Origin of the sequence: Enterococcus silesiacus, from assembly GCF_001886225.1 — a bacterium.
GTDB classification, from domain to species: Bacteria; Bacillota; Bacilli; order Lactobacillales; family Enterococcaceae; genus Enterococcus_L; species Enterococcus_L silesiacus.
In genome coordinates this window covers 55,776-77,031 of record NZ_JXLC01000001.1, presented here as the reverse complement: position 1 = coordinate 77,031, position 21,256 = coordinate 55,776, and the positions used below count along the sequence as shown (strand labels likewise).

Below are 21,256 nucleotides of genomic sequence, written 5' to 3'. Positions count from 1 at the left end.
GCAGCGTTTCGTTGCTGCGTTATCCAAGTCTAAACTCAATTTTTATCAAAGTAATCTTCATAAACCAACATCAATTTATCGAAGCTCTTGGCATCAGGGATCAGTGGAATAACGATGATCGGAATGTTATTAATAGAGATTTCTGGAATATTGGTTATAATACAATCGTATTCCTCAGCTTGTTTTCCCAGTTCCTTTAGCGAATTAATGTGCAAAGGTGTACAAGAAAAACGTCCTCGCAAATAGTAAGTAATGCGCTCAGAAAGCATATTCATGTAATCTAAACCAGAGTTAAATAAAAGACCAGCTTTCATGGTTGGGCTTGAGTATTCTAAACGATCAAGTAAGTTTGGCCAATCTGTAAATAAAATTGAGATCGATTCATAAATCATATATTCTTTGTAAGGATTTGAATAAAAAATCGCTTGTAAGGAATGGATCAGCTCGATTGGGAAATGACCATATAGATTTTTGATACTCGTTAAAAACTCTTTGTTTTTATTATGAAGGATAAATGTCCGTCCATGTATTTGACAGTCTAAATTATAGAGGCGCATAAAAATGTTATCAAAATTATGGCACGTACAATCCATTTTCTTTTCGATTTCCAACAATAGATGTTCGATTTTTTGATATTTTAAATAGGCATTGCGATCATACTTTATTAGTTCGCGTAGCGTATCAATGGAATCGATATATTGATCACTAAAAAATAGATAGAAAAAAGTATTTAAATTAGTAGCAGACAAAGGAAGGCCGAACTGGCTATAAAATTCATCGCAGGCATATGTATCATCAAGTATTGTAAACTCTTTCTCTGGTATATCGGGTAGCTGATTTTCGCTATTATGTTTTAATAGATTGATGTCAGTATAGATGTAAAAACGCAGACGATTCAATAGGGAAAAGTCCAGGCTGTAGTCTGACTTGTTAGGAATTGCCTGTCTAACGATTTGAAGTCCGACTTGGTCTAAGATAACCAATTGAGCCGGCGTTAAAAGACTTTCAGCAACCCCATACTTTTCATAAAAATAATGCTGCATAAAATTACAAATACTATGTGGATCGCCAACCAGCTGCATTTTTTTTAAATTGATCGTAAAACCTTCTATCTGAAGAAGCTGGTTTACCCGGAAAACAATTCGTTTGATCGTAGAAACGCTTATGTAAAGATCATCGGCTAAATCAATGATGGTAGAAAAATTATGTAGGAAAATTTTTTCGATTAATTGAAATTCAACACTATTCTTTATGAATTTTTGATAAAAACTTGTTTTGCAGAAGCCAAAGTTAGTTGCTAAGCGAATACCGTATTTTTTTGAGGACTCGATTGTGGCAGGCGCAAGCAATGTTTCTAATTCAATAATATCTGATTTCAGTGTTTTGACAGGCACGCCTAAGGACTCTGATGCCGTAGAAAAAGGGACCCAATCGCTATCAGCTAAAAGCTCCATTAGTTCTAATTGCCGTTTAGATCGGGAGGAGAGGATTTCTTTCATAGTATCAACGCTTTCTTTTTTTATGTTATTTTTTATATTTGTTCAGCTTATCGTGAAATAAAGTTCAGCCTAGTCTCTATTTTAACTTGAAATGAACTACTTTGTCTATATATCAATGAATAATAAAGCTACCTTTTTTGAAATAAATTGAACTTTATAGTTCATATTTTTCTTTTTAATAGAAAAATGTGACCTTTTAAAGTTATTTTTTTAAATAACATTTGTGATAGTTGGCACAATTTGTTTGTAAGTTGTTTTTATTTTGTTATAATAGTTCATTTTAATCAACTATGACTTTTTTTTTACCATAAATGACCCTTTTTTTTCTTACATTACGTTTAAACTAGTGTTAAGCCAGTTGAAGGCAAAATCGTGAACGGAGGAGAATTATGAAGAAAAAGTTATTAGGATTAGCATTGGTATCGACAGTAATAGCCGGAGGTGCAGGTCTACTTAGTGCGGATGAAGTAAATGCACATGGATATGTAGAAAAACCAGCAGCTCGTGGTTATCAAGGATCACTAGATAAAAATACAATGGGTTGGACAGCCGCTATGGAGAAGTACGGCATGGTTATTACGAATCCGCAATCTCTAGAATTTGACAAAGGGTTTCCACAAGCAGGACCTGCAGATGGTAAAATCGCCTCAGCACAAGGTGGTAAAGGTCAAATTACGGATTCTATCATGGATAGTACTGGTGTAAATCGTTGGACCAAGCAAGATATCAAAACAGGATTAAATACATTTACTTGGCATTATACAGCGCCACATAGCACAACTAAATGGCATTACTATATGACAAAAGTTGGCTGGAATCCAGAAAAACCATTAGCGAGAGCAGATTTCGATTTTCTTGGCGAAGTGAAGCATGATGGATCAGCGGCATCAAACAACAAGTCACATCAAATCGTTGTACCGGAAAACCGTCTAGGCTATCATGTAATCTTAGCTGTCTGGGATGTTGCAGATACAACAAATGCCTTTTATAACGTTATTGACGTCAATGTAAACGGTAGTGGAGAGATCACACCGCCAGTTGAGGAAGCTCCAGCTAAACCGACAAATGTTAAAGCATCTGACGTAACAACTTCTTCGCTGAAATTAACGTGGAACAAAGTTGCCGATGCAAAAGAATACAATGTTTATCGTGATGGTAAAAAAGTTACGACAATCGGTGGTACACAATTTAATGATGCAAATTTAGCAGAAAATACAACCTATTCTTACCAAGTAGAAGCCGTTGGGACAAATGGCAAGATCTCTGAAAAGAGCGCTACGGTCAAAGCAACAACACGATCATCCGCTGTAGAAGATAACCAAAAACCAACCGCACCAACGAATGTTCATTCAATGGGAACAACAGAAAATACAGTCGACTTAATGTGGACGAAATCAACACACTTCCTAGGCGTTAAAAACTATGAAGTATACCGTGATGGTAAAAAAGTTGCAACAACTGAAAAAACTAGTTTCAAAGATACTGGCTTAAAGGCTGATACAACATACAGCTACACAGTGAAAGCAATCAGTGTTGGTGGGAATGTTTCAGAAACGAGTGCTGCATTTTCTGTGAAGACAAAAGAAACGCCAAGTGGTCATTCTACATGGGCTGCTGATAAAGTTTATAATTATGGCGATAAAGTGATCTTCAACGATTTAGAGTATGAAGCAAGATGGTGGACGCAAGGCGACCGTCCAGATCAATCAGACGTTTGGAAACTTCTTTCAAACAAAGCCGTAAACTGGGAAACAAGTAAAGCCTATAGCGGCGGCGATACAGTAACGTTTCAAGGTAAAACATACAAAGCTAAATGGTGGACACAAGGCAACGAGCCAGCAACTTCAAGCGTTTGGGAACTGATTTAGTTAGTAGGACCTTTACCACATAGTAACAACCAATCAATCACTACGACATAGCACTACAAAGAAAGCGCTAGAAATGATGCATGATGAGTCTCATTTCTAGCGCTTCTTTTTGATTTACATAAAAATGGTAAAAGTTAATGTCAATATAAGGGCACTCAACAAGCGATATCCTTCATTGATCAAGATTGTTTTAAAACTTTTTCCGTCAAAAATAGATAATTTAATACCGGAAAAAATAATAACTGTTGCAAGCATAGCTGTTTTAGCTACTAAAGGAACTTGCAAGTTAAATAGTAACCCTACTGTACAAAATGCCGCCATCCACTCACAAACAAAGGCGAAAAACATTTTTTTAGGGGTGAAGATTGTTTTGATTTTAGCTTCTGAAAAAACCATTTCTTTTTGCCAAGTCTTTCCAAATAGAAGAGTATACCAGATACACCCCACAATAAAAGAAAACACCGCACCGCTAATTGCGGCTAAATAAAAGCCAGTTGTCATTTGTTATCTCCTTTTGAGCCTTAAGCTATCTCTTCCATTGGTAAGCCAGACTCTTTCCAAGCTACATTTCCTCCGCCAATTTCAATGACAGAAAATCCAGCATCAAGCAGTAACAAACTTGCTTGTTTGGCCAATGTACAAGCTCCGCTCCAGGTAGTAACATAAATTGTTCGTCCTTGCGGCAACTGGTCGAGTTTACTAGGTAATTCGATTAAAGAAATCTCCAAAGCGCCCTTGATTTTTTCTTGTAAAAAAGCTTTTTCAGCAATTCTAACATCAACAATGATTCCTGACTCAGGTTTTTCATTCAAGTTCATAAATACTTCGATTGGGCTTCTCTGTGATTCTACAACAGCTTGCAAATAGTCGATTCGATTCATTTTAAATTCCTCCTTATTAGGTATAGGAGCATCATACCAAAAGGAAAAGATCAAAACTTCTTCTACTTTGCTTTTTTAATTGTTTGAGCTATTTTTTTTTGATTTCTTTTCATTTGTTGTTTAATGCCATTCGCAAGTATATTAGGTAAATTAATCAAAATAGGAGGATCTGTGGGTCCTTTTTCACGAAGCGTGATATGAAGCACTTCATCTTTTGTCAGCGGAAATGTAATCTTCTGACCATCGTAGGCTCGCATTGAATTGTCTAGTAAAAAATAATTAAATACATTTAAACTTTTTCGGATGCCACAGACTAACGGGTAATAAGTGCCGTCAGGCAAGTCGTAAAACTCATAGCGATAGTTTTTCACTCGACATCGTCCCATAACTGGGAGATGATTTGGGTTAGGTTTTAAAAACAGACCAGAAAAAATAAGTCCTTTAAAATCCTCTGGAGCGTCAATGTAGACGGTTAAAAAGTAAGGACTTTTCTTTATCTCAAAGGCAGGATTTCGATAGTACAAAGAATCAGAATCTTTGTCGATGTGTTCATGTTTTTTTGATAGTTCAAATAAATCAGACATTCCTTTTGCGTAAACTCTTGGAGAAAGGCCAGTATTTTTTGTGAATGTTGTTGTAAATGTTCCGGGACTTTGATGACCAGCATCCAGTTGTGACTCGATGACGGAGTGACCTTGTGTTAGTGTATCGATACTTTGCTCTATTTTTAAAGAGGCAAGGTATTCATTCGGTGAAAGGCCAGTTGCTTTTTTGAACTCTCTGCTAAAGTGAGATTTGCTGTAGCCAAAATGAGCTGCAACGTCTTCTATGCGAATAGACATTGCAGCATTTTTTTTCATAAAAAGAATAATCTCTTCAATATTTTCATTCATAATTAATACTCTCTTTTTCTTATAATGCAAGCACAACTCCATTTGAGTCACTTTTAACGTTGACTATATCAGATTTGTGGCGCTTTTTCAATTAGAGATTTTGAATATGTGTATGTTTAAATTCATCAGAGTATTTAAGTCCATAGCCCATCGTCCGATCCATAAAGATGTGAGCAGACCAAACAATAGCAATCGCTAATAAAAGTGGGGTTTGGCTAAACAGATAAATAAAAGTCAATAATACTGGAAAAACCAAATTATGACCTAAATTGTAGATTTTAGCACCAATTGCTGGGTTGCTTATGTAACCGACCATTGAGACATCTGGTAATAAGAGGAAAATAAAAAAATACAGGATTGGAAATCCTAATTTAATATATAGACTTAATGCCAAAAGAAAGAGTACGCCGTTTTCTAGTTGTAAGATTGTTTTGTTTGTCATGTTTTTACATCCTTTAATCCGTAGTTAGATAATTGGTCGATCAAAGCGAATAATTCCGCTTGATTTTTTGTATAGTTATTATATTTGATTATCGTTTTTAGCTTGAGTAATAATTTGTAAGAGACTTCGTAAAAAGCGATTTTTTGTTCAATGTAGTTGATTTTATTGGTTAAAAAATCGATCGAGTCATCATTGCATTGAGTAGAAACTGGTTGTCTTTTTAGCGCCAAAACATAACTGATTTCTTTTATTGAAAAATCCAATTCTTTCAAAGCTAAAATAATTTTTAGATCTTGTTGATCAGTTTCTGTAAATTCGCGGTAACCATTTGCTTGGCGTGTAGGCTGCAGCAAACCAGAGCGTTCGTAAAAACGAATGGCATCTGTTGATAGATTGAATTGCTGGGCGAATGTAGTTATTTTCATGTCTGATCCCTCCTATATTGCTAGTGTAACATTGGATATAGCTCCAAGGTCAAGCAGTATAATCAATAAATTGTCTTTCACTTTCTCTGCCCCAAAAGAGTGGAAGGGAAAATTTATTGATTATACTTGACTTTCAAGTGCAGTGTAAGGTTTATACTATAAAAAAGGTGGTGAACAAATGAAATATAAAATCAATGAATTTTCAAAAATGACGGCTATTCCAAAATCAACATTACGCTATTATGATCGAGAAGAATTGTTGCTCCCATCATTAAGGGACCAAGAAAATGGCTATCGTTATTACGACGAAGCAGATTTTAAACGAGCTAATCAACTGACTTTGTTAAGAAGCAGTGATTTCTCTATTTCAGAAATTAGGGAAGTGTTGGCTGGCCTTGAAGAAGAAGGTGATTTAGCCTATTATTTGCTTGAAAAAAAGACATTTATTTTAGAAGAAATTCAAGAAAAAGAACGATTGATGAAAAAAATCGATCAAATGATAACGCTAGGTGAAACGACTATGTGTGAGCAAGAATATAGAATTGAACCGTATACTAAATCAGCACAAAGAGTAATTCTGAGGAAATGTACTTGTGCATTTGATGAGATGGGACCGGAAGTGAACTACTTGTACCAAGCGGCAAAATCAGCTGTTGCCGGTGAGCTATTTACAAGCCAACGCGAGATGCTAGATGAGAAAATACAATATGAACTAGCCTTGCCTGTTAGTCGGTTGATTGAAAGTAAACATGTAGAAAATGAAATTTTCCCTGAAATGACAGGGATTAGAACGCTTCATTATGGCGATTATCAAGAGATTGGTCAGGCGTATAAAGTGTTGATCGATCATGTAGAGCAAAATCAATTGAAAACAGATTTTTCATTTATCAATACGTTTATTAAAGGAAGCGGCAAGAAGTTCAAAGGGAACCAAGCAAAATATGTCACAGAAATTTTTTTGCCTATAAAATAGATTGTCTAGCTTTACAGGTTAACAAAGTAATTTTATCCATTTTCTCAGAGTTACAAGTGCTTGTGCAGTGTTTAAAATAAGGAGGAAATAGCAATGAAATTTGAGTGGAGAAAACAAGAGAAAGAACTGTATTTACCGAAAACAAAACCGGTGGAAATCGAAGTTCCAGAACAGAAGTTTTACACGCTATCTGGACAAGGTGATCCTAATGGACAGCAATTTTCAGAAGAGGTCAGTGCTTTGTATGCGATGTCTTATGGTATCAGAATGTCGGCTAAAAAAGGGCTGATCGGCAAGGAACCTTTTGAATATACAGTGTATCCATTAGAAGGAATTTGGACATTATCAGATGAGGCGGTGGCAGCTGGTCGGGCGTTTGATAAGGCCGATTTAGTCTATAAAATTATGATCCGGCAACCAGATTTTGTTACGGAAGAGATCGCGTTAGCTAATTTAGATCAGGTAGCTAAAAAGAAAGCAAATCCGAATAACCAAAACATAAAGTTTGAAGCAATCGAAGATGGTAAATGTGTGCAAATGCTACATGTCGGTCCATATAGTGAGGAAGGCAACACCTTTGAAGTGATGGAGCGGTATTGTGGTGAAAAGCAATTGAGTAGAAAGACCTTTGCTCATAGAGAAATCTATCTTTCTGATGTGAGAAAAGTAGCGCCTGAAAAAATGAAAACAGTGCTACGTTATTCCGTTAAATGATTAGTATAAAAAAGGAGGATGGGACAGGAGTGTTTAACCCCGAGAAATAAGCTGGAATTCACGAAAATTGTTCTTCAAATTTTTGTGAATTTCAGCTTATTTCCGAAGGGGTTGCTTCTGATCCCACCGTTTATCCGGATTCCAATTTATTCTGTTGGACTAACTTTTCGATATACATGAGCCTCATAATCAGAAAGAGTCATATTTTGTGTTAGTGGCATGGCACGCGCTGTGGTTAGGATTTCTTCCCACTTAGAATAATCCCAAGAAGCTGGCAAGGAAATTGTCATCTGATGTCGATCTAGCTGAACTAATACTAGCCAAGACTCGGTTTCAGTCGTCCGTGTATAGCCAAAAATAGTGGGGTGTTCAGGTAACAGTAACTCGAATTTACCATGAATCAGAGTGTCTGTCTGTTTTCTTAACTGAATCAAGGTTTGATAATGATGGAAAATACTACTGCTTTCAAGCTCTCTTTGGGCGGCATTGATCATGCGGTAATTCTCATTAACTTTGAGCCAAGGATCAGTTGTTGAAAAGCCACCATGTAGAGCATTCTCCCATTGGAAAGGGGTTCGGCTGTGATCTCTGGACCAGTTGACGGCAATCGCTAAAGCTTCTGTATCCAGTGTTCCTTGTGTTAACAATGTTTGGTAAAAATGAATCGTGTCGGCTGCATTGATTTCTTCAATCGTTCGAAAAGGATAATTCGTCATTCCGACTTCTTGGCCTTGGTAAATAAAAGGTGTTCCTTTCAATAATAAAAGTACTGTAGCTAAAGCTTTTGCGGCTTCTGGAGAATCATCACCGTAAACTGATACGCTACGAGGTGTATCATGATTTTCTAAATATAATGCATTCCAGCCGTTATCGGCTAAGCTAGTTTGCCATTGGTTTAAAGAGTGCTTTAAGTGCGGGATTGATCCTTTTTGCTGGCCGATTTCACCGATTCGTTCACAGTGTTCTAACTCGAAAATCATATTAAAATAACCATTATCGCCTGTCCAGTCCGCGGCTTCCTGATGAGGCACACCACTAGCTTCGCCGACGGTCATAACGTTGTATTCATTAAAAATAGCGTTTAGTTCTTTCAAATACACGTCGATTCCAGCAACATTCATAAATGGTGCCCATTGATTGTCGGTAATCTTAAAGTCCCAAGGTTCTTTTTGAATATGACTGATTGCATCTATCCGAAAACCATCGATCCCAAGGTCTAGCCACCAGCGGATCATTTGATAGATTTCTTGTCGCACTTTAGGATTTTTCCAATTCAGATCAGGTTGTTCTTTAGCAAAAACGTGAAAGTATGATTGTTTTGTCATTTCATCGTAGGTCCAAGTAGAGCCACCAAAAAAAGATTGCCAATCATTTGGGGGCAACGCTTTGGATGCATCCGCCCAGTGGTAATAGTCGCGATAGGGATTATCTAGAGATTTTTTTGACTCTAAAAACCATGGGTGCTGATCGCTTGTGTGATTGACTACAAGATCCATAATGATTTTCAACTCGAGGCCATGTGCTTCAGCTAGCAAAGCTTGAAAATCATCCATCGTACCAAAATCTTCGTGGATGGCTTGGTAATCAGAAATATCGTAGCCGTTATCGACATTTGGTGAAGCATAAATTGGATTGATCCAAATGAAATTGATTCCGAGCTCTTTTAAATAGGGTAACTTTTCCCTAATACCATTAAGATCACCAATCCCGTCATGGTTGCTATCTTTGAAGCTACGGGGATAAATCTGATACCCAACAGCATTCTTCCACCAATTCTTTTTATCTACTGTAATTGTATGTTTTGTTTGAACAGCTGAATTAGACATACTTTTCCTCCTAAATTTAAAAGCGTAGCGGGCTCGTTCAGCTCTGACAGAAAAATAGAAAAATATGTTTGTGGCGCTTTTAGCCACAGGCGGATTTTATCTTTTTTCCGAAGAGTTAGCCCACGTAGCTAGATATAATTAAAAGCGCAACGGGCTCGTTCAGCTCTGACAGAAAAATAGAAAAATATGTTTGTGGCGCTTTTAGCCACAGGCAGCTTTTATCTTTTTTCCGAAGAGCTAGCCCACGTAGCTAGATAATGACAAAAGCGTAACGACTATCTTGCGTGATTAGATAAATTAACAACAAACGCTTCGTATGGTTCTAACGTTCTATCAAAAAGTTGTTTATAGTCCTTTTCAGTATTTGTAATAATCGTTTCTGAAGGTGTCTTGTCTAATGAAAATCCTTGTTCTTGGTCAGAAAAATTACAAACGATCAGCCAGCTTTCACCTTGATAATGGCGATAGTAAGCGAAAACTTCTTCTGTGGTGTCTTCTACCAATTCAAAGCTCCCCCAAATGATCAACGGATGATTTTTACGCAGTTCAATCAGTTTTTGATACGTATAAAAAATGGAGTTTTTATCTGCTAAAGCTTGTGCAACGTTGATTTCATGATAATTTTCATTAACAGCAAGCCAAGGGATACCCGTTGTAAAACCAGCATTTTCAGTATCGTCCCACTGCATCGGCGTTCGAGCGTTGTCCCGGCCTTTGGCGTTGATCGATGCAAAAATCTCTGTCTGGCTGTAACCTTTTTGGCGGCGATCAGCGTACATCTGTTTACTTTCAATATCTTCCATTTCTGCGATATCTTGAATCACGCGATTGGTCATTCCAATTTCTTCACCTTGATAAATATAAGGAGTTCCTTTTAGCATATGCAATAAAATTGCCAGCATTTTGGCACTTTGTATGCGGTAAGTACTATCATTGCCCCATCTTGAAACGATCCGAGGTAGATCGTGATTGTTCCAAAAAAGTGAATTCCAACCTTGGTCACCAAGTTCGGTTTGCCATTTTGAAAAAACATTTTTTAGTTCTCTTATCTGTAACGGTCGTAAATCCCATTTGCTTTTTCCAGGTTGTTCATCTAAGCCGACATGCTCAAATTGAAAGACCATTGAAAGTTCATTTCTTTTAGGGTCAGAGTATAATTTAGCAATTTCAGGTGTAGCGCCCCAAGTTTCACCGACTGTCAGTAAGTCTTTACCGCCGAAAGTTTGGGCGTTCATTTCTTGCAGATAATCATGTAGTTTCGGTCCATTACCAGTGATTTTTTGATCTGGAATTTTTCCAACAAGGTCGATGACGTCCATCCGGAACCCACCGATGCCTTTATCGATCCAAAAGTTCATCATATCGTAAATTGCTTGTCGGACATTGGGATTTTCCCAATTCAGATCAGGTTGTTTTTGGCTGAATAAATGCAAATAATATTCACCGGTTGGCTCATCTAATTGCCAGGCTGAACCTAGAAATGTTGATTCTAGGTCATTGGGACAACTCCCATCAAGGCCAGTTCGCCAAACATAGAAATCGCGGTAGGGATTGTCTTTGGATGAGCGGGATTCAATAAACCATGGATGTTCATCGCTCGTGTGATTGACAACTAGATCCATAATGATTTTTATCCCTCTTTGTTGTGCTTCGTCGATCAGTTGCTCCATGTCAGCCATCGTACCAAATTCTGCCATGATTTGTTCATAGTCACTAATATCATAGCCATTGTCGTCATTCGGTGATTGGTAGACAGGGCTAAGCCAGATAGCGCTGATTCCTAGTTTTTTCAAATAGTCTAAGCGTTGGATGATCCCCGCTAGGTCACCGACTCCATCGCCGCTGCTATCTTGAAAACTCCGTGGATAAACTTGATACACGACGGCTTCCTGCCACCAATGATTGTTTGTTTTGAGATGATTCATTTTCTTCAATCCTTTCCGTTGTGTCTACTGATACGGCAAACCCATAAGGTGCAAGTTCAACAATGTTTTTATCTAATGATTGCATTTGTGTAGAGAATAAAATATGTTCTTTTTCAATATAAACAGGCGATTGTCCAGTGTTAAAAATACAGCGGATCATTTTTCCTTCATGTTCATAGGCAAAGTCGAGAATGCCTGTTTGCTCATCGATTTCCTGCCAACGTAGTTTCCCTTCTGATAAGAGCGGCTGATGTTCTTTTCTAAAAGCAATCAACGCTTTGACGAATGCGTACATGTCTAAATCTTGCTTATCAGTCTCCCAAACCATACATTTCCGGCAGTCCGGATCAGCTGCTCCGTCCATCGCGTATTCGTCTCCGTAATAAAGACAAGGTACGCCTTTTTGCAAGTAAGTGAACGCTAGAACTTGTTTCATTAGTGCTTTGTTGTTTTGAGCAATCGTCAATAAACGTGGTGTATCATGTGAATCTAGTACGTTAAACATGATTTGGTTAGTTTGCTCACGGTAAAGCATCAATTGGTGATTTAGTTCAGAAACCAACTTGCTCAATGAAATTGTTTGGTAAACAAAATAAGAAAGAATCGCGTCAGTAAAAGCATAATTCATAACGCTGTGAAACTCATCTCCCTGCAGCCAAGCTTGAGACGAGTGCCAAATTTCGCCTAAAATATAAATATCTGGTTTGGCTTCTGTACAAACATCATGGAATTTACGCCAAAAGCGATGATCTACTTCATTGGCTACATCTAAGCGCCAAGCGTCGATATCAAATTCAGTGATCCAATAACGAGCGATCGCCAATAAATAGTCTTGGACTTCTTTGTTTGCTGTGTTTAATTTTGGCATATGCGGTGTAAAAGCGAACGTATCATAGGTAATATCTTCTGAGAATTCAAAATTCGCTGTTGGTGTGTAAGTCACTGGGAATTTATGAATATGGAACCAGCTGGCATAAGCAGAATTTTCACCGTTTTTGATCACATCTTGCCATTGGGGTGAGAAATCGCCCATATGATTGAAAACAGCATCCAGCATGACCTGGATCCCGCGTTTATGACATTCTTCTACGACTTTCTTAAAGAGTTCTTTGTCTCCGAACGCTGAATCTATCTCAAAGTAATCGATCGTATCGTATTTGTGATTGCTCGCTGCTTGGAATAGCGGACAAAAATAAATGCCGTTGATCCCGAGATCAACTAAATGATCCAAATGATCTAAGACGCCTTGTAAGTCACCGCCAAAAAAGTCATCACGTCCAGGATGCTCTTTGCTGCTCCAAGGTAGAGTGCCCTTTGGATCGTTCGTTGTGTCTCCATTGGCAAAGCGCTCAGGGAAAATTTGATACCAAACCGTTTCTTTTACCCATTGCGGTGCTTTAAAGCGGTCAGCTTCGTGGAAATAAGGTAGTTTAAAATAATTAGCAGCTGTTTTTAATGTGGCCTCTTGATAAGGAAAGAAACCGTGGTCGCCGTAAAACAAAACCGTTCCATCCATGCCTTCTATTTTGAAGGCGTAGCTTAGACGCTTAAAAGGAGCAGAGGTTTCGACTGTCCAGTAATCATGTGTTGTGGTAGATAAGTATTTTTCCATTGGAATAGTTACGTTGAACCACTCGCTATGCTCAAGTTGGTACGGATCGCCATTCAATAGTTCAACACTTTTGATATCTCCTCTACCTGTTCTTAACCGAATATGCATCTTGTCTGAGGTGTATAAATAAGCGAATTCGCTTTCTGGTTGGTGGTGGATTGCTGCAGTATTCATCTAATTTGTCCCCCTGTGATCGACTCATTATTTTATCTAACCATATAATTCTAAAAACCACCCATATTATGCCATATAAGAAAAACGTTTTCAATACATTTTTCGCAATCGATTGCATTTTGTTTCGGTAGAGTGTTTATTTATATGATGAATAAAGGAGAAAGCACTAAAATGCTTGGTTTTAGTTGTGATAAAATTATAATCATTGTCTAATCAACGTTATTTTTAGGTGGGGTACATGCGTTATCATTAGTTTCTATTGAAATAAATGAAGTTTTTTTGTAAAAAAATTAGATTTCTCTTGACAATTTATGCAAACGATTGCACAATATAAGAGAATAGAACAGCAAATAATTCCTAGGAGGAACAAAAGATGAAAAGAAATATGAAAAAGCTTTTGACATTAGGGGTAACAATGACAGCGGCGGCGTTTTTACTTGCTGCTTGTGGCGGAGGTTCGTCGGATGAAAAAGCTGCTGATGGAAATGAAAACGCTTCTATAAAGTTGTGGGTGGATGTTGCCTTTGTTGATACGTATAAACCATTAGTAGAACAATTTGAAAAAGAACACAAAGACTGGAAAGTTACGATCAAGCCAAGTGAATCTGCCACAGCTCAAGAAAATTTGAAGAAAGATCCTAGTGCCGCAGCCGATGTTTTCATGATGCCGCATGATCAATTGGGGCAAATGGTGGATGCGGGAATTATTTATGCCAATACAAAATACGAAGATAGTGTGAAAGAAAATAGTACGGAAAGTGCTGTCGAAGCTGCAACGTATGACGGTAAGTTATACGGTTACCCATACGGTGTTGAATCACAAATTTTATATTATAACAAAGAAAAACTAGCTGAAGGCGATGTGAAGAGTTGGGAAACATTGACTGCTAAAGGTAAGCTCGGTGCGAACTTTGGTGAAGCAGGGGCCAACTATATCTTCACGCCATTGTTCATGTCAAATGGCGATGAGTTGTATGGTAAAAATGGCGAAGATATCAACGGAACGAACTTTAATAATGATAAAGGTGAACAAGTCTTAAAATGGATTCGCGCACAAAAAGACAACGCTGGTGTTGTTCAATCAAATGCAGACGCACTTTCTAATTTAGGTAATGGTAAAATCGATGCTTTCTTATCTGGTCCATGGTCTAAGTTGGATGTAGAAAAAGCATTAGGAGATAATTTTGCAGTAGCGCCATATCCTACCGTTGATTTGGGCAATGGTCCCGTTCAACAAAAAGCGTTCTTAGGCGTGAAATTATTTGGGGTGAATGCTTCAACCAAAAGTCCTGTAGCAGCAATGGCATTGGCTGATTTCTTAACGAATAAAGAAAACCAACTAACTGTTTTTGAAAAAAATGGAACAGTACCTGCCAATAAAGATGCCCAAACAGATGATAAAGTAACCTCTGATAAAGTAGCCGAAGCAGTGATGACCATGAGTGATGCTGATCATTCTGTTGTGATGCCAAAACTTCCAGCGATGGTTTCTTTCTGGGGACCGGCTGATGCAGTGATTAATGACACGTATAACGGTAAAATTGCTGAGGATCAATACTTACCAAAATTGGATAAATTAGTGAAAGATACGAGTAAATCAGAAAAATAATTTATAAAAACTGTAGCAAAAAATAGAGGTCTGAGAAATCACGGCAAAACTCTTTGAGTTTTAGCTTAATTACTCAGCCTCTTGATTTCAAAGAAGAACAGGAAGTGAAATGCTATGAAACTAAAAGCGAAAGCCGATGGGCCGATTACTTTTAGAGAGTTGTTTAAAAAAGGGGACACACCGATCAAGCTTTCTTATATTTTTATGGGAACAGCTAATCTTTTAAATGGACAAATTATCAAAGGGTTGGCGTTTTTAGCGTTGGAGATAGGGTTTGTGGCGTGGCTGGTCGTAAATGGATTCCATGCGTTGTCGATGTTGCAATCATTGGGAACGAAATCTCAAGGTTGGGTCATGGACGAATCGTTAGGAATCGAAGTGCAGCAGCCGGGTGATAACTCGATGTTGCTGTTGTTGTTTGGAATCGCTGCAATTATTCTTATTTTTCTTTTTGTTTTTCTGTACATCGTAAATCTAAGAAGTGCGCGTAAAATTTTTACATTAAAACAAGCTGGACAGTCTCTGCCGACACTTAAAGAAGATCTCAATAGTTTGTTGAATGAAAAATTTTATATTACGCTGATGAGTATTCCGTTATTAGGTGTACTAGCCTTTACGATCTTGCCTTTGCTTTATATGATTTCAATTGCGTTTACTAGCTATGATCATAATCATTTGCCACCTAAAAATTTATTCCATTGGGTCGGCTTTGCCAATTTTAGCAATGTGATCACAGGTGATATTGCTGGAACCTTTTTCCCAGTGCTTACTTGGACCTTGATTTGGGCAGTTTTGGCAACCGCGACAACGTTTTTCTTTGGGATTTTATTAGCGCTCTTGATCAATGCTAAAGGAGTCAAAGGGAAAAAAGTTTGGCGGACGATTTTCGTGATTACGATGGCGGTTCCACAATTTGTCAGTTTGTTATTGATGGCAAACTTGTTTAATGGTTCAGGACCAGTCAATGCGATGCTGCAGAATTGGGGCCTAATTGATCAGCCAATTCCTTTTTTAACAGATGCACTACTCGCAAAAGTTACTGTTATCTTCGTGAATATGTGGGTTGGGATTCCAGTCACGATGTTAGTTGCAACGGGGATCATTACGAATTTACCGACAGATCAAATTGAAGCCGCTGAAATTGATGGGGCCAATAAATTTCAAATTTTTAGAAATATTACCTTCCCACAAATTTTGTTTGTGATGGCACCTAGTTTGATCCAACAGTTTATTGGAAACATCAATAATTTCAATGTGATTTTCTTGTTAACTGGCGGACAACCAGCGAACAGTAATTTTCACTCTGCCGGTGAGACAGATTTATTGGTCACGTGGTTGTATAAATTGACGGTAACCGCAGCCGATTATAATCTCGCTTCTGTAATTGGGATCATTATCTTTGTTCTTTCAGCTGTCTTCTCGCTATTTGCCTACACACGAAGCAGTTCATTTAAAACGGAAGGGGCGTAAACAAGCTTATGAAATCGAAAAAAAGAAAAAATTTAGTCCTACATTATACGCTATTGACGATTTTGTCGATTGTTTGGATCTTCCCGATCGTTTGGATTGTTTTGACTAGCTTTAGAAGTGAGGGCGGAGCGTTTGTAACGTACTTTATACCAAAGCAGTTTACGTTTGAAAACTATAAAATGTTGTTGACAAGCTCAACGTATCCTTTTGTGCAATGGTTTTTAAATACGCTATTTGTAGCAGTTTGTAGTTGTATTTTATCAACATTGATCACAATTGCGATGGCTTATTCGTTAAGTCGTTTACGCTTTAGAGCGCGTAAACCATTTTTAAAATTAGCATTGGTGTTGAATATGTTTCCTGGTTTTATGAGTATGATCGCCGTTTATTATATTTTGAAGGCGATGAATTTAACAGGTAGTTTGTTAGCGTTGATTTTAGTTTATTCATCTGGAGCTGCCTTAGGTTTTTATATCGCAAAAGGCTTTTTCGATACTATTCCGATGGCGTTGGATGAGTCTGCGATGATCGATGGGGCGAGCAAGTTTGAGATCTTTACGAAAATCACGTTGCCGTTGAGTAAACCGATCATTGTTTATACAGCGTTGATGGCCTTTATGGCACCGTGGATGGATTTCATTTTTGCAAAAATTATTTTAGGGGATAATGTCAATAAATATACGGTGGCGATTGGTCTGTTCACAATGCAAACAAAGGATAAAATCGATCAATACTTTATGGCATTTACAGCTGGTTGTGTCTTGATCGCGGTACCGATCACGTTGTTGTTTATCTTTATGCAAAAGTATTATGTAGAAGGAATTACAAGTGGTTCTGTGAAAGGGTAAGACATAAAAAGCATTTCCGTATTGGAGATGCTTTTTTATGTCTGTCTTTGAGTGTAAGCTGATGATTTTCCTTCTACAACACTGTTGATTTCTATTGCCAGCTTTTCTCTGGAAATTGGTTCATAGGCACGGACGAGCTTTTTGATTCCAGGGATTGCTTTTAGAACCTTAATACCAAATGCGCTGATAACGGAAAAATAGCGTTTTTTATCTACGACTAGGCTTGGGTAAATAATGACGTGTGGCTGCGCATTTTCTTTGATCAGTTGCTCTGCCTGCAGTTTAGCATCCATGTACTTTCTTAACGGAAATGGGGCGCTGTTAGCTGAAATAAACAAGAAGTGGGCAGACGGATTGTGCGTATTCAGGTAATCTAAAATCAATTGGACGGGCGTCAAAATAAAGCGATCATAGGTAATTTTTTTGCGCGGATGCTCAAAAAGAATTCCGATTGTATCGATAACCCAATCTGCTTCTTGAAGAGCCTTGTGCCAATAAGTATCGTTTAAGATGTCAGAACGAAACCAGTGAACTTTTTTAGCCCATGAATCTGATAGATCTGCGGGTTTTCCTTTGCGTGAAATACTCGTTACGTTATGTCCATTGTTCGTTAATTCTTCAGAAAGTTTTTGTCCGATAAAGCCGCTTCCGCCAAATATAGTTATATTCATCTAGTTTCCTACTTTCACTAAGTCCTATAGTTAGTTTATCATTATTTTCCAAAAGGGAAAAAGAAACAGGACGCTGAGGACCGTTGTTAGCCTTAAGCGTCCTGTTTGTTTAGTTGACTGTTACTGCTAAGCCGAAATGGTCACTGATCACAGGGGTCTGTTTCCCGTCAAAGACGATGTGGTAATTAGAAATCGTCAACTCTTGCGAGGAAAAGATATAGTCGATGCGTAATTTCTCTTGATTTTCACCCCAGCCATCTATGGCCTTTTCAACAGTGTGTTCACCGATTCTTTTATTAGCTGTTAAAAAACTGTCTTGCAAATGCAAGTGGCTGGTTAGGACAAGGTCGTAGCCGGTTTGAGCAACCGAAGCTGGGTTGTTAAAATCGCCCATCAGTAGTAATGGCAAAGTTTGGCTTTTTAATGCCTGCTCTGTTTGTTGCCATTCGTATGAAAAGCCGCCAGATTCTAACCACCAAGAGTAATGACAACAGACTACTGTAATTGGTCTGTCCGCTAATTTGGTCTGACCTATGAGGAGCAGCCTAGTGTGATGGTCATCTGGATTCTTTTCTTTGGAAACTAAGACAGCTTTTGGCTGGATCGGCTGTTTGGAAAGTAGTGCAACGCCTTCGTGGTAAGCGTCGTAACCGATATGGTTGTATGCCCAGCTCCAGTGATAGTCATGTCCCTGTGCTTTTAAAAGCTGAACCAAGAGATGTGCAAAATTGTCTTCGTGGATCGGCTGTTGATGTTTTGTTGGGTGGAAGTTATGCGTTGAAACCACAGGTAAGCTGTTAATCCGTTGGTTGACTTCTTGTAGAGCGATCAATGCATATTCTTCTTTGCTGATGTGGTCCACTAATTGCTGTAATTTTTCTAAGGGGTTATTTTCTAACCAACTGTGGGTGTTCAATGTTAGTACCTTCATACTTATTCCTCCTAAAATTAAAAGCGTAATGGGCTTCGTTCTGCTCCCACCGTTTATCCGGATTCCATGTGAGCGGGATATGACTCGAAGAGTTATGACCCACTCACACTTTTTATCCTTTTTCCGAAAAGTTAGCCCGTGCAGCTAGATAACACGTGGCACAATGGTTTACTCGACGACAACCTATAAATGGTGACAATGTTCCACTCTGTTTCAAATTAAAAAAATAGGATCAGAATAAAACTCTGTGAGCTTTACGCCGATCCTATTTAGAATGTTACTTATGTTAAATGTCTAAACGTCCGATGGCAGTTCCAGGATCTTGTTTGCCGACTTTATCTAAATGGAATGCATTGATCTGTTCACGGTTTGTAAAGACAACGATCATAGTGGTTTGTTTACCGGCGGCTGTGATTTTTTCTAAATCAGCTGTGGCGATTGTGTCACCTGCAGTGACTTTTTGTCCCTCTGTTACTAGGATTGTAAAGGCAGAATCTTTCATTTCGATTGTATCAAGCCCCATATGGATCAGCACTTCGATACCTTCGTCGGTTTGAATACCTAATGCGTGTTTAGAAGGGAAAATGCTGGTGATCACACCCGTGATCGGTGCATAAATTGTTTCATCTATAGGGATAACGGCGAAGCCATCACCCATCATTTTTTGTGAAAAGACAGGATCGTCTACTTGATCAATTGCGATTACTTCACCATGAGCCACAGGCACGATCGTTTTTGTGAGACCGAGATAAGCTGAGCTGTTTGGTGTCGGAGCGAGTGGTTCAGCTTGCTGTGGTGCGGGAATTGTAACACCTGAATCTAATAGGTCTTGAATATCTGATTTTAACACGTCAGCTTTCGGTCCGTAAACGGCTTGAACGCCATTATCTTTTACGATCAATCCCATAGCGCCAGCTTTTTTCCAAGCATCCTCTGTTCCAACTTTATTCTTATCAGTGACACTGACACGTAACCGGGTCATACACGCATCAACATCCACGATATTTTCTTTTCCGCCTAGCAGATGAACGATATCGATGATTTGAGGATCGATTCCGTCCGCGCTTTGAGCGTTGTTCGTTGTTGAATCAGCTTGAGACTCATTGTTATCGTAATTGCCATTTCTACCTGGTGTAGCAAAGTTGAATTTTTTGATCATGAAATTGGCGATAAAATAAGTCAACACGCCGAATACAATAGTGCAAAGAACAAAATTCAACAAATCTCCGCCTAGACCAGCCTTTATGGCTAAGGGTGTTCGGGTCAAAAGTTCAATGTTTCCGAATGAATGAACACGTAATGCTACGATGTCTGCCATAGCGAATGCCGCACCTTGGATGATGGCGTAAACAACATATAATGGCACTGCTGCAAACATAAACATAAATTCTAAAGGTTCAGTCACTCCTGTTAGGAACACGGCTAAAGCGGCTGAAAGGTACATTGATTTATAGTTTGAACGTTTATCAGGGTCGACATTACGATACATCGCCAGTGTCATTCCCATCAAAATCCCAGAAGCACCAATCATTTGTCCAACTTTGAAACGAGCGGGCGTCCAGTTTGCTAAGACATAATTGTATTGTGATGTATCACCAGAGCCTTTTAAATTGACTAAATCAGTTGCCCAAGCTAACCATAACGGATCTTGCCCGAATACTTGTGTTCCAGCCTGTGCGCCAGATAAGATTTCATAGGTTCCGCCTAATTGGGTATAGTTGATCGGGATCGTCAACATATGATGCAAGCCGAACGGTAGGAGTAAACGCTCTAATGTTCCATATAAAAATGGTGCGAGAACTGGTGCGGTATCTTGAGATTGAGCGATCCAAAGTCCGAAATTGTTGATGCTGGCTTGAATGTAAGGCCAAATAATTGCTAAAAGAATCGCAACGATCGTTGACCAAAGGATCACAACGAATGGTACAAAGCGCTTGCCGTTGAAAAACGAAAGAGCATCAGGTAGTTTACGGTAATTGTAGTATTTGTTGAACGCCATTGCGCCAACGAAACCAGCAATGATCCCCACGAAAACACCCATATTTAAGGCGGGTGCTTCTAAAACGCTAGTGAAGAAACCTTTAACCATGATTTTCGTGCCAAACAATGTGTGCGTAAACGTTTTGTCATCGGCTAACATATCACTAGTTACACCAAAAATCGAACCAGTGATGCGATTGATCAAAATAAATGAAAGCCCAGCAGCAAATGCCCCACCTGCGCGCTCTTTCGCCCAACTACCACCGATCGCAAGTGCGAACAAGATATGTAAGTTGCTGATGACGCCCCAACCAATGTTTTCGATAACACCGCCTGTTGTAGCTAGTGCTGTCCAATCTGGATTGATCAGAGGGATTGTTTTCCCGATACTGATCATTAACCCTGCGGCTGGCATCACGGCAATGACGACCATCAATGCTTTGCCAAACTTTTGCCAAAATTCGAAACTTAGTAACTTTTTCATCTTTTCTCTCTCCTTTGCAATAATTGCGCAA

At 38.6% G+C, this 21,256-nt stretch carries 18 protein-coding genes; 6 read left to right on the top strand and 12 right to left on the bottom strand.

Going from position 1 to position 21,256, the window contains the following annotated elements; all coding sequences use genetic code 11:
* Positions 1-35: 35 nt before the first annotated feature.
* Positions 36-1,499 carry an AcpB/EbpR/MafR family transcriptional regulator gene (locus tag RV15_RS00335; RefSeq protein WP_071876076.1) on the bottom strand — a complete coding sequence of 488 codons (1,464 nt, stop codon included), beginning with the start codon at positions 1,497-1,499 and terminating at the stop codon, positions 36-38.
* 389 nt (positions 1,500-1,888) lie between these two features.
* On the opposite strand from RV15_RS00335, the gene RV15_RS00330 reads away from it, so the two are divergent.
* Entirely contained in the window at positions 1,889-3,367 is a 1,479-nt protein-coding gene (locus tag RV15_RS00330) for a lytic polysaccharide monooxygenase (protein WP_071876075.1), read from the top strand.
* Between the two features lie 114 nt (positions 3,368-3,481).
* Here RV15_RS00330 and RV15_RS00325 read toward each other — a convergent pair whose 3' ends face one another.
* The 5 genes from RV15_RS00325 to RV15_RS00305 all read right to left on the bottom strand — a co-directional run bounded on the left by RV15_RS00325 (position 3,482) and on the right by RV15_RS00305 (position 6,008).
* On the bottom strand, positions 3,482-3,868 hold the full coding sequence (locus tag RV15_RS00325; RefSeq protein ID WP_071876074.1) for a DUF1761 domain-containing protein: 387 nt from the start codon (positions 3,866-3,868) through the stop codon (positions 3,482-3,484).
* A gap of 20 nt (positions 3,869-3,888) precedes the next feature.
* The gene (locus RV15_RS00320) at positions 3,889-4,248 is read right to left on the bottom strand and encodes a rhodanese-like domain-containing protein (protein WP_071876073.1); all 360 of its coding nucleotides are present in this window, start codon (positions 4,246-4,248) and stop codon (positions 3,889-3,891) included.
* 62 nt (positions 4,249-4,310) lie between these two features.
* A complete protein-coding gene (locus RV15_RS00315) occupies positions 4,311-5,141 on the bottom strand; it encodes a helix-turn-helix transcriptional regulator (protein WP_071876072.1) in 831 nt (276 codons plus the stop codon).
* Between the two features lie 91 nt (positions 5,142-5,232).
* The gene (locus RV15_RS00310) at positions 5,233-5,583 is read right to left on the bottom strand and encodes a DUF4260 domain-containing protein (protein ID WP_071876071.1); all 351 of its coding nucleotides are present in this window, start codon (positions 5,581-5,583) and stop codon (positions 5,233-5,235) included.
* On the bottom strand, positions 5,580-6,008 hold the full coding sequence (locus RV15_RS00305) for a MerR family transcriptional regulator (protein ID WP_071876070.1): 429 nt from the start codon (positions 6,006-6,008) through the stop codon (positions 5,580-5,582). The genes RV15_RS00310 and RV15_RS00305 overlap by 4 nt, the downstream gene beginning before the upstream one ends.
* Positions 6,009-6,186: 178 nt before the next feature.
* Between RV15_RS00305 and RV15_RS00300 the strand changes: the two genes are divergently transcribed.
* Both RV15_RS00300 and RV15_RS00295 read left to right on the top strand, forming a co-directional pair.
* Positions 6,187-6,981, top strand: coding sequence for a MerR family transcriptional regulator (locus tag RV15_RS00300; RefSeq protein WP_071876069.1), 795 nt, complete (start codon positions 6,187-6,189; stop codon positions 6,979-6,981).
* A 93-nt stretch (positions 6,982-7,074) separates the two neighbouring features.
* Complete coding sequence (locus RV15_RS00295; protein WP_071876068.1) at positions 7,075-7,695, top strand: GyrI-like domain-containing protein; 621 nt, start codon at positions 7,075-7,077, stop codon at positions 7,693-7,695.
* A 146-nt stretch (positions 7,696-7,841) separates the two neighbouring features.
* Here the strand turns inward: RV15_RS00295 and RV15_RS00290 are convergent, their stop codons facing one another.
* The 3 genes from RV15_RS00290 to RV15_RS00280 all read right to left on the bottom strand — a co-directional run bounded on the left by RV15_RS00290 (position 7,842) and on the right by RV15_RS00280 (position 13,232).
* Positions 7,842-9,521, bottom strand: a complete 1,680-nt coding sequence (locus RV15_RS00290; protein WP_071876067.1) for a glycoside hydrolase family 13 protein — start codon at positions 9,519-9,521, stop codon at positions 7,842-7,844.
* 275 nt (positions 9,522-9,796) lie between these two features.
* The gene (locus RV15_RS00285; protein WP_071876066.1) at positions 9,797-11,446 is read right to left on the bottom strand and encodes a glycoside hydrolase family 13 protein; all 1,650 of its coding nucleotides are present in this window, start codon (positions 11,444-11,446) and stop codon (positions 9,797-9,799) included.
* Positions 11,367-13,232: a glycoside hydrolase family 13 protein gene (locus RV15_RS00280; RefSeq protein WP_071876065.1), complete on the bottom strand. Its 1,866-nt coding sequence runs from the start codon at positions 13,230-13,232 to the stop codon at positions 11,367-11,369. Before RV15_RS00280 ends, RV15_RS00285 begins: the two co-directional genes overlap by 80 nt.
* Positions 13,233-13,605: 373 nt before the next feature.
* On the opposite strand from RV15_RS00280, the gene RV15_RS00275 reads away from it, so the two are divergent.
* From RV15_RS00275 to RV15_RS00265, 3 genes are all read left to right on the top strand, one after another.
* Positions 13,606-14,841: an extracellular solute-binding protein gene (locus tag RV15_RS00275; protein WP_071876064.1), complete on the top strand. Its 1,236-nt coding sequence runs from the start codon at positions 13,606-13,608 to the stop codon at positions 14,839-14,841.
* A 114-nt stretch (positions 14,842-14,955) separates the two neighbouring features.
* Positions 14,956-16,311 carry a carbohydrate ABC transporter permease gene (locus RV15_RS00270; RefSeq protein WP_071876063.1) on the top strand — a complete coding sequence of 452 codons (1,356 nt, stop codon included), beginning with the start codon at positions 14,956-14,958 and terminating at the stop codon, positions 16,309-16,311.
* Between the two features lie 8 nt (positions 16,312-16,319).
* Entirely contained in the window at positions 16,320-17,159 is an 840-nt protein-coding gene (locus RV15_RS00265; RefSeq protein ID WP_010772099.1) for a sugar ABC transporter permease, read from the top strand.
* 35 nt (positions 17,160-17,194) lie between these two features.
* Here RV15_RS00265 and RV15_RS00260 read toward each other — a convergent pair whose 3' ends face one another.
* The 3 genes from RV15_RS00260 to RV15_RS00250 form a co-directional block, all read right to left on the bottom strand.
* Complete coding sequence (locus RV15_RS00260; protein WP_071876062.1) at positions 17,195-17,830, bottom strand: SDR family oxidoreductase; 636 nt, start codon at positions 17,828-17,830, stop codon at positions 17,195-17,197.
* 109 nt (positions 17,831-17,939) lie between these two features.
* Positions 17,940-18,761, bottom strand: a complete 822-nt coding sequence (locus RV15_RS00255) for an endonuclease/exonuclease/phosphatase family protein (protein ID WP_071876061.1) — start codon at positions 18,759-18,761, stop codon at positions 17,940-17,942.
* 286 nt (positions 18,762-19,047) lie between these two features.
* Positions 19,048-21,225 (bottom strand): PTS transporter subunit IIBC, encoded by a 2,178-nt coding sequence (locus RV15_RS00250; protein WP_071876060.1) that lies wholly within the window; start codon positions 21,223-21,225, stop codon positions 19,048-19,050.
* Positions 21,226-21,256: the final 31 nt, after the last annotated feature.

Excerpts from the sequence above, each read along its gene's own strand:
- RV15_RS00325 (WP_071876074.1), bottom strand. The coding sequence starts at position 3,868 with ATGACAACTGGCTTTTATTTAGCCGCAATTAGCGGTGCGGTGTTTTCT.
- RV15_RS00305 (WP_071876070.1), bottom strand. The coding sequence starts at position 6,008 with ATGAAAATAACTACATTCGCCCAGCAATTCAATCTATCAACAGATGCC.
- RV15_RS00315 (WP_071876072.1), bottom strand. The coding sequence starts at position 5,141 with ATGAATGAAAATATTGAAGAGATTATTCTTTTTATGAAAAAAAATGCT.
- RV15_RS00335 (WP_071876076.1), bottom strand. The coding sequence starts at position 1,499 with ATGAAAGAAATCCTCTCCTCCCGATCTAAACGGCAATTAGAACTAATG.
- RV15_RS00280 (WP_071876065.1), bottom strand. The coding sequence starts at position 13,232 with ATGAATACTGCAGCAATCCACCACCAACCAGAAAGCGAATTCGCTTAT.
- RV15_RS00295 (WP_071876068.1), top strand. The coding sequence starts at position 7,075 with ATGAAATTTGAGTGGAGAAAACAAGAGAAAGAACTGTATTTACCGAAA.
- RV15_RS00270 (WP_071876063.1), top strand. The coding sequence starts at position 14,956 with ATGAAACTAAAAGCGAAAGCCGATGGGCCGATTACTTTTAGAGAGTTG.
- RV15_RS00255 (WP_071876061.1), bottom strand. The coding sequence starts at position 18,761 with ATGAAGGTACTAACATTGAACACCCACAGTTGGTTAGAAAATAACCCC.
- RV15_RS00260 (WP_071876062.1), bottom strand. The coding sequence starts at position 17,830 with ATGAATATAACTATATTTGGCGGAAGCGGCTTTATCGGACAAAAACTT.
- RV15_RS00330 (WP_071876075.1), top strand. The coding sequence starts at position 1,889 with ATGAAGAAAAAGTTATTAGGATTAGCATTGGTATCGACAGTAATAGCC.
- RV15_RS00300 (WP_071876069.1), top strand. The coding sequence starts at position 6,187 with ATGAAATATAAAATCAATGAATTTTCAAAAATGACGGCTATTCCAAAA.
- RV15_RS00265 (WP_010772099.1), top strand. The coding sequence starts at position 16,320 with ATGAAATCGAAAAAAAGAAAAAATTTAGTCCTACATTATACGCTATTG.
- RV15_RS00275 (WP_071876064.1), top strand. The coding sequence starts at position 13,606 with ATGAAAAGAAATATGAAAAAGCTTTTGACATTAGGGGTAACAATGACA.
- RV15_RS00250 (WP_071876060.1), bottom strand. The coding sequence starts at position 21,225 with ATGAAAAAGTTACTAAGTTTCGAATTTTGGCAAAAGTTTGGCAAAGCA.
- RV15_RS00320 (WP_071876073.1), bottom strand. The coding sequence starts at position 4,248 with ATGAATCGAATCGACTATTTGCAAGCTGTTGTAGAATCACAGAGAAGC.
- RV15_RS00285 (WP_071876066.1), bottom strand. The coding sequence starts at position 11,446 with ATGAATCATCTCAAAACAAACAATCATTGGTGGCAGGAAGCCGTCGTG.
- RV15_RS00310 (WP_071876071.1), bottom strand. The coding sequence starts at position 5,583 with ATGACAAACAAAACAATCTTACAACTAGAAAACGGCGTACTCTTTCTT.
- RV15_RS00290 (WP_071876067.1), bottom strand. The coding sequence starts at position 9,521 with ATGTCTAATTCAGCTGTTCAAACAAAACATACAATTACAGTAGATAAA.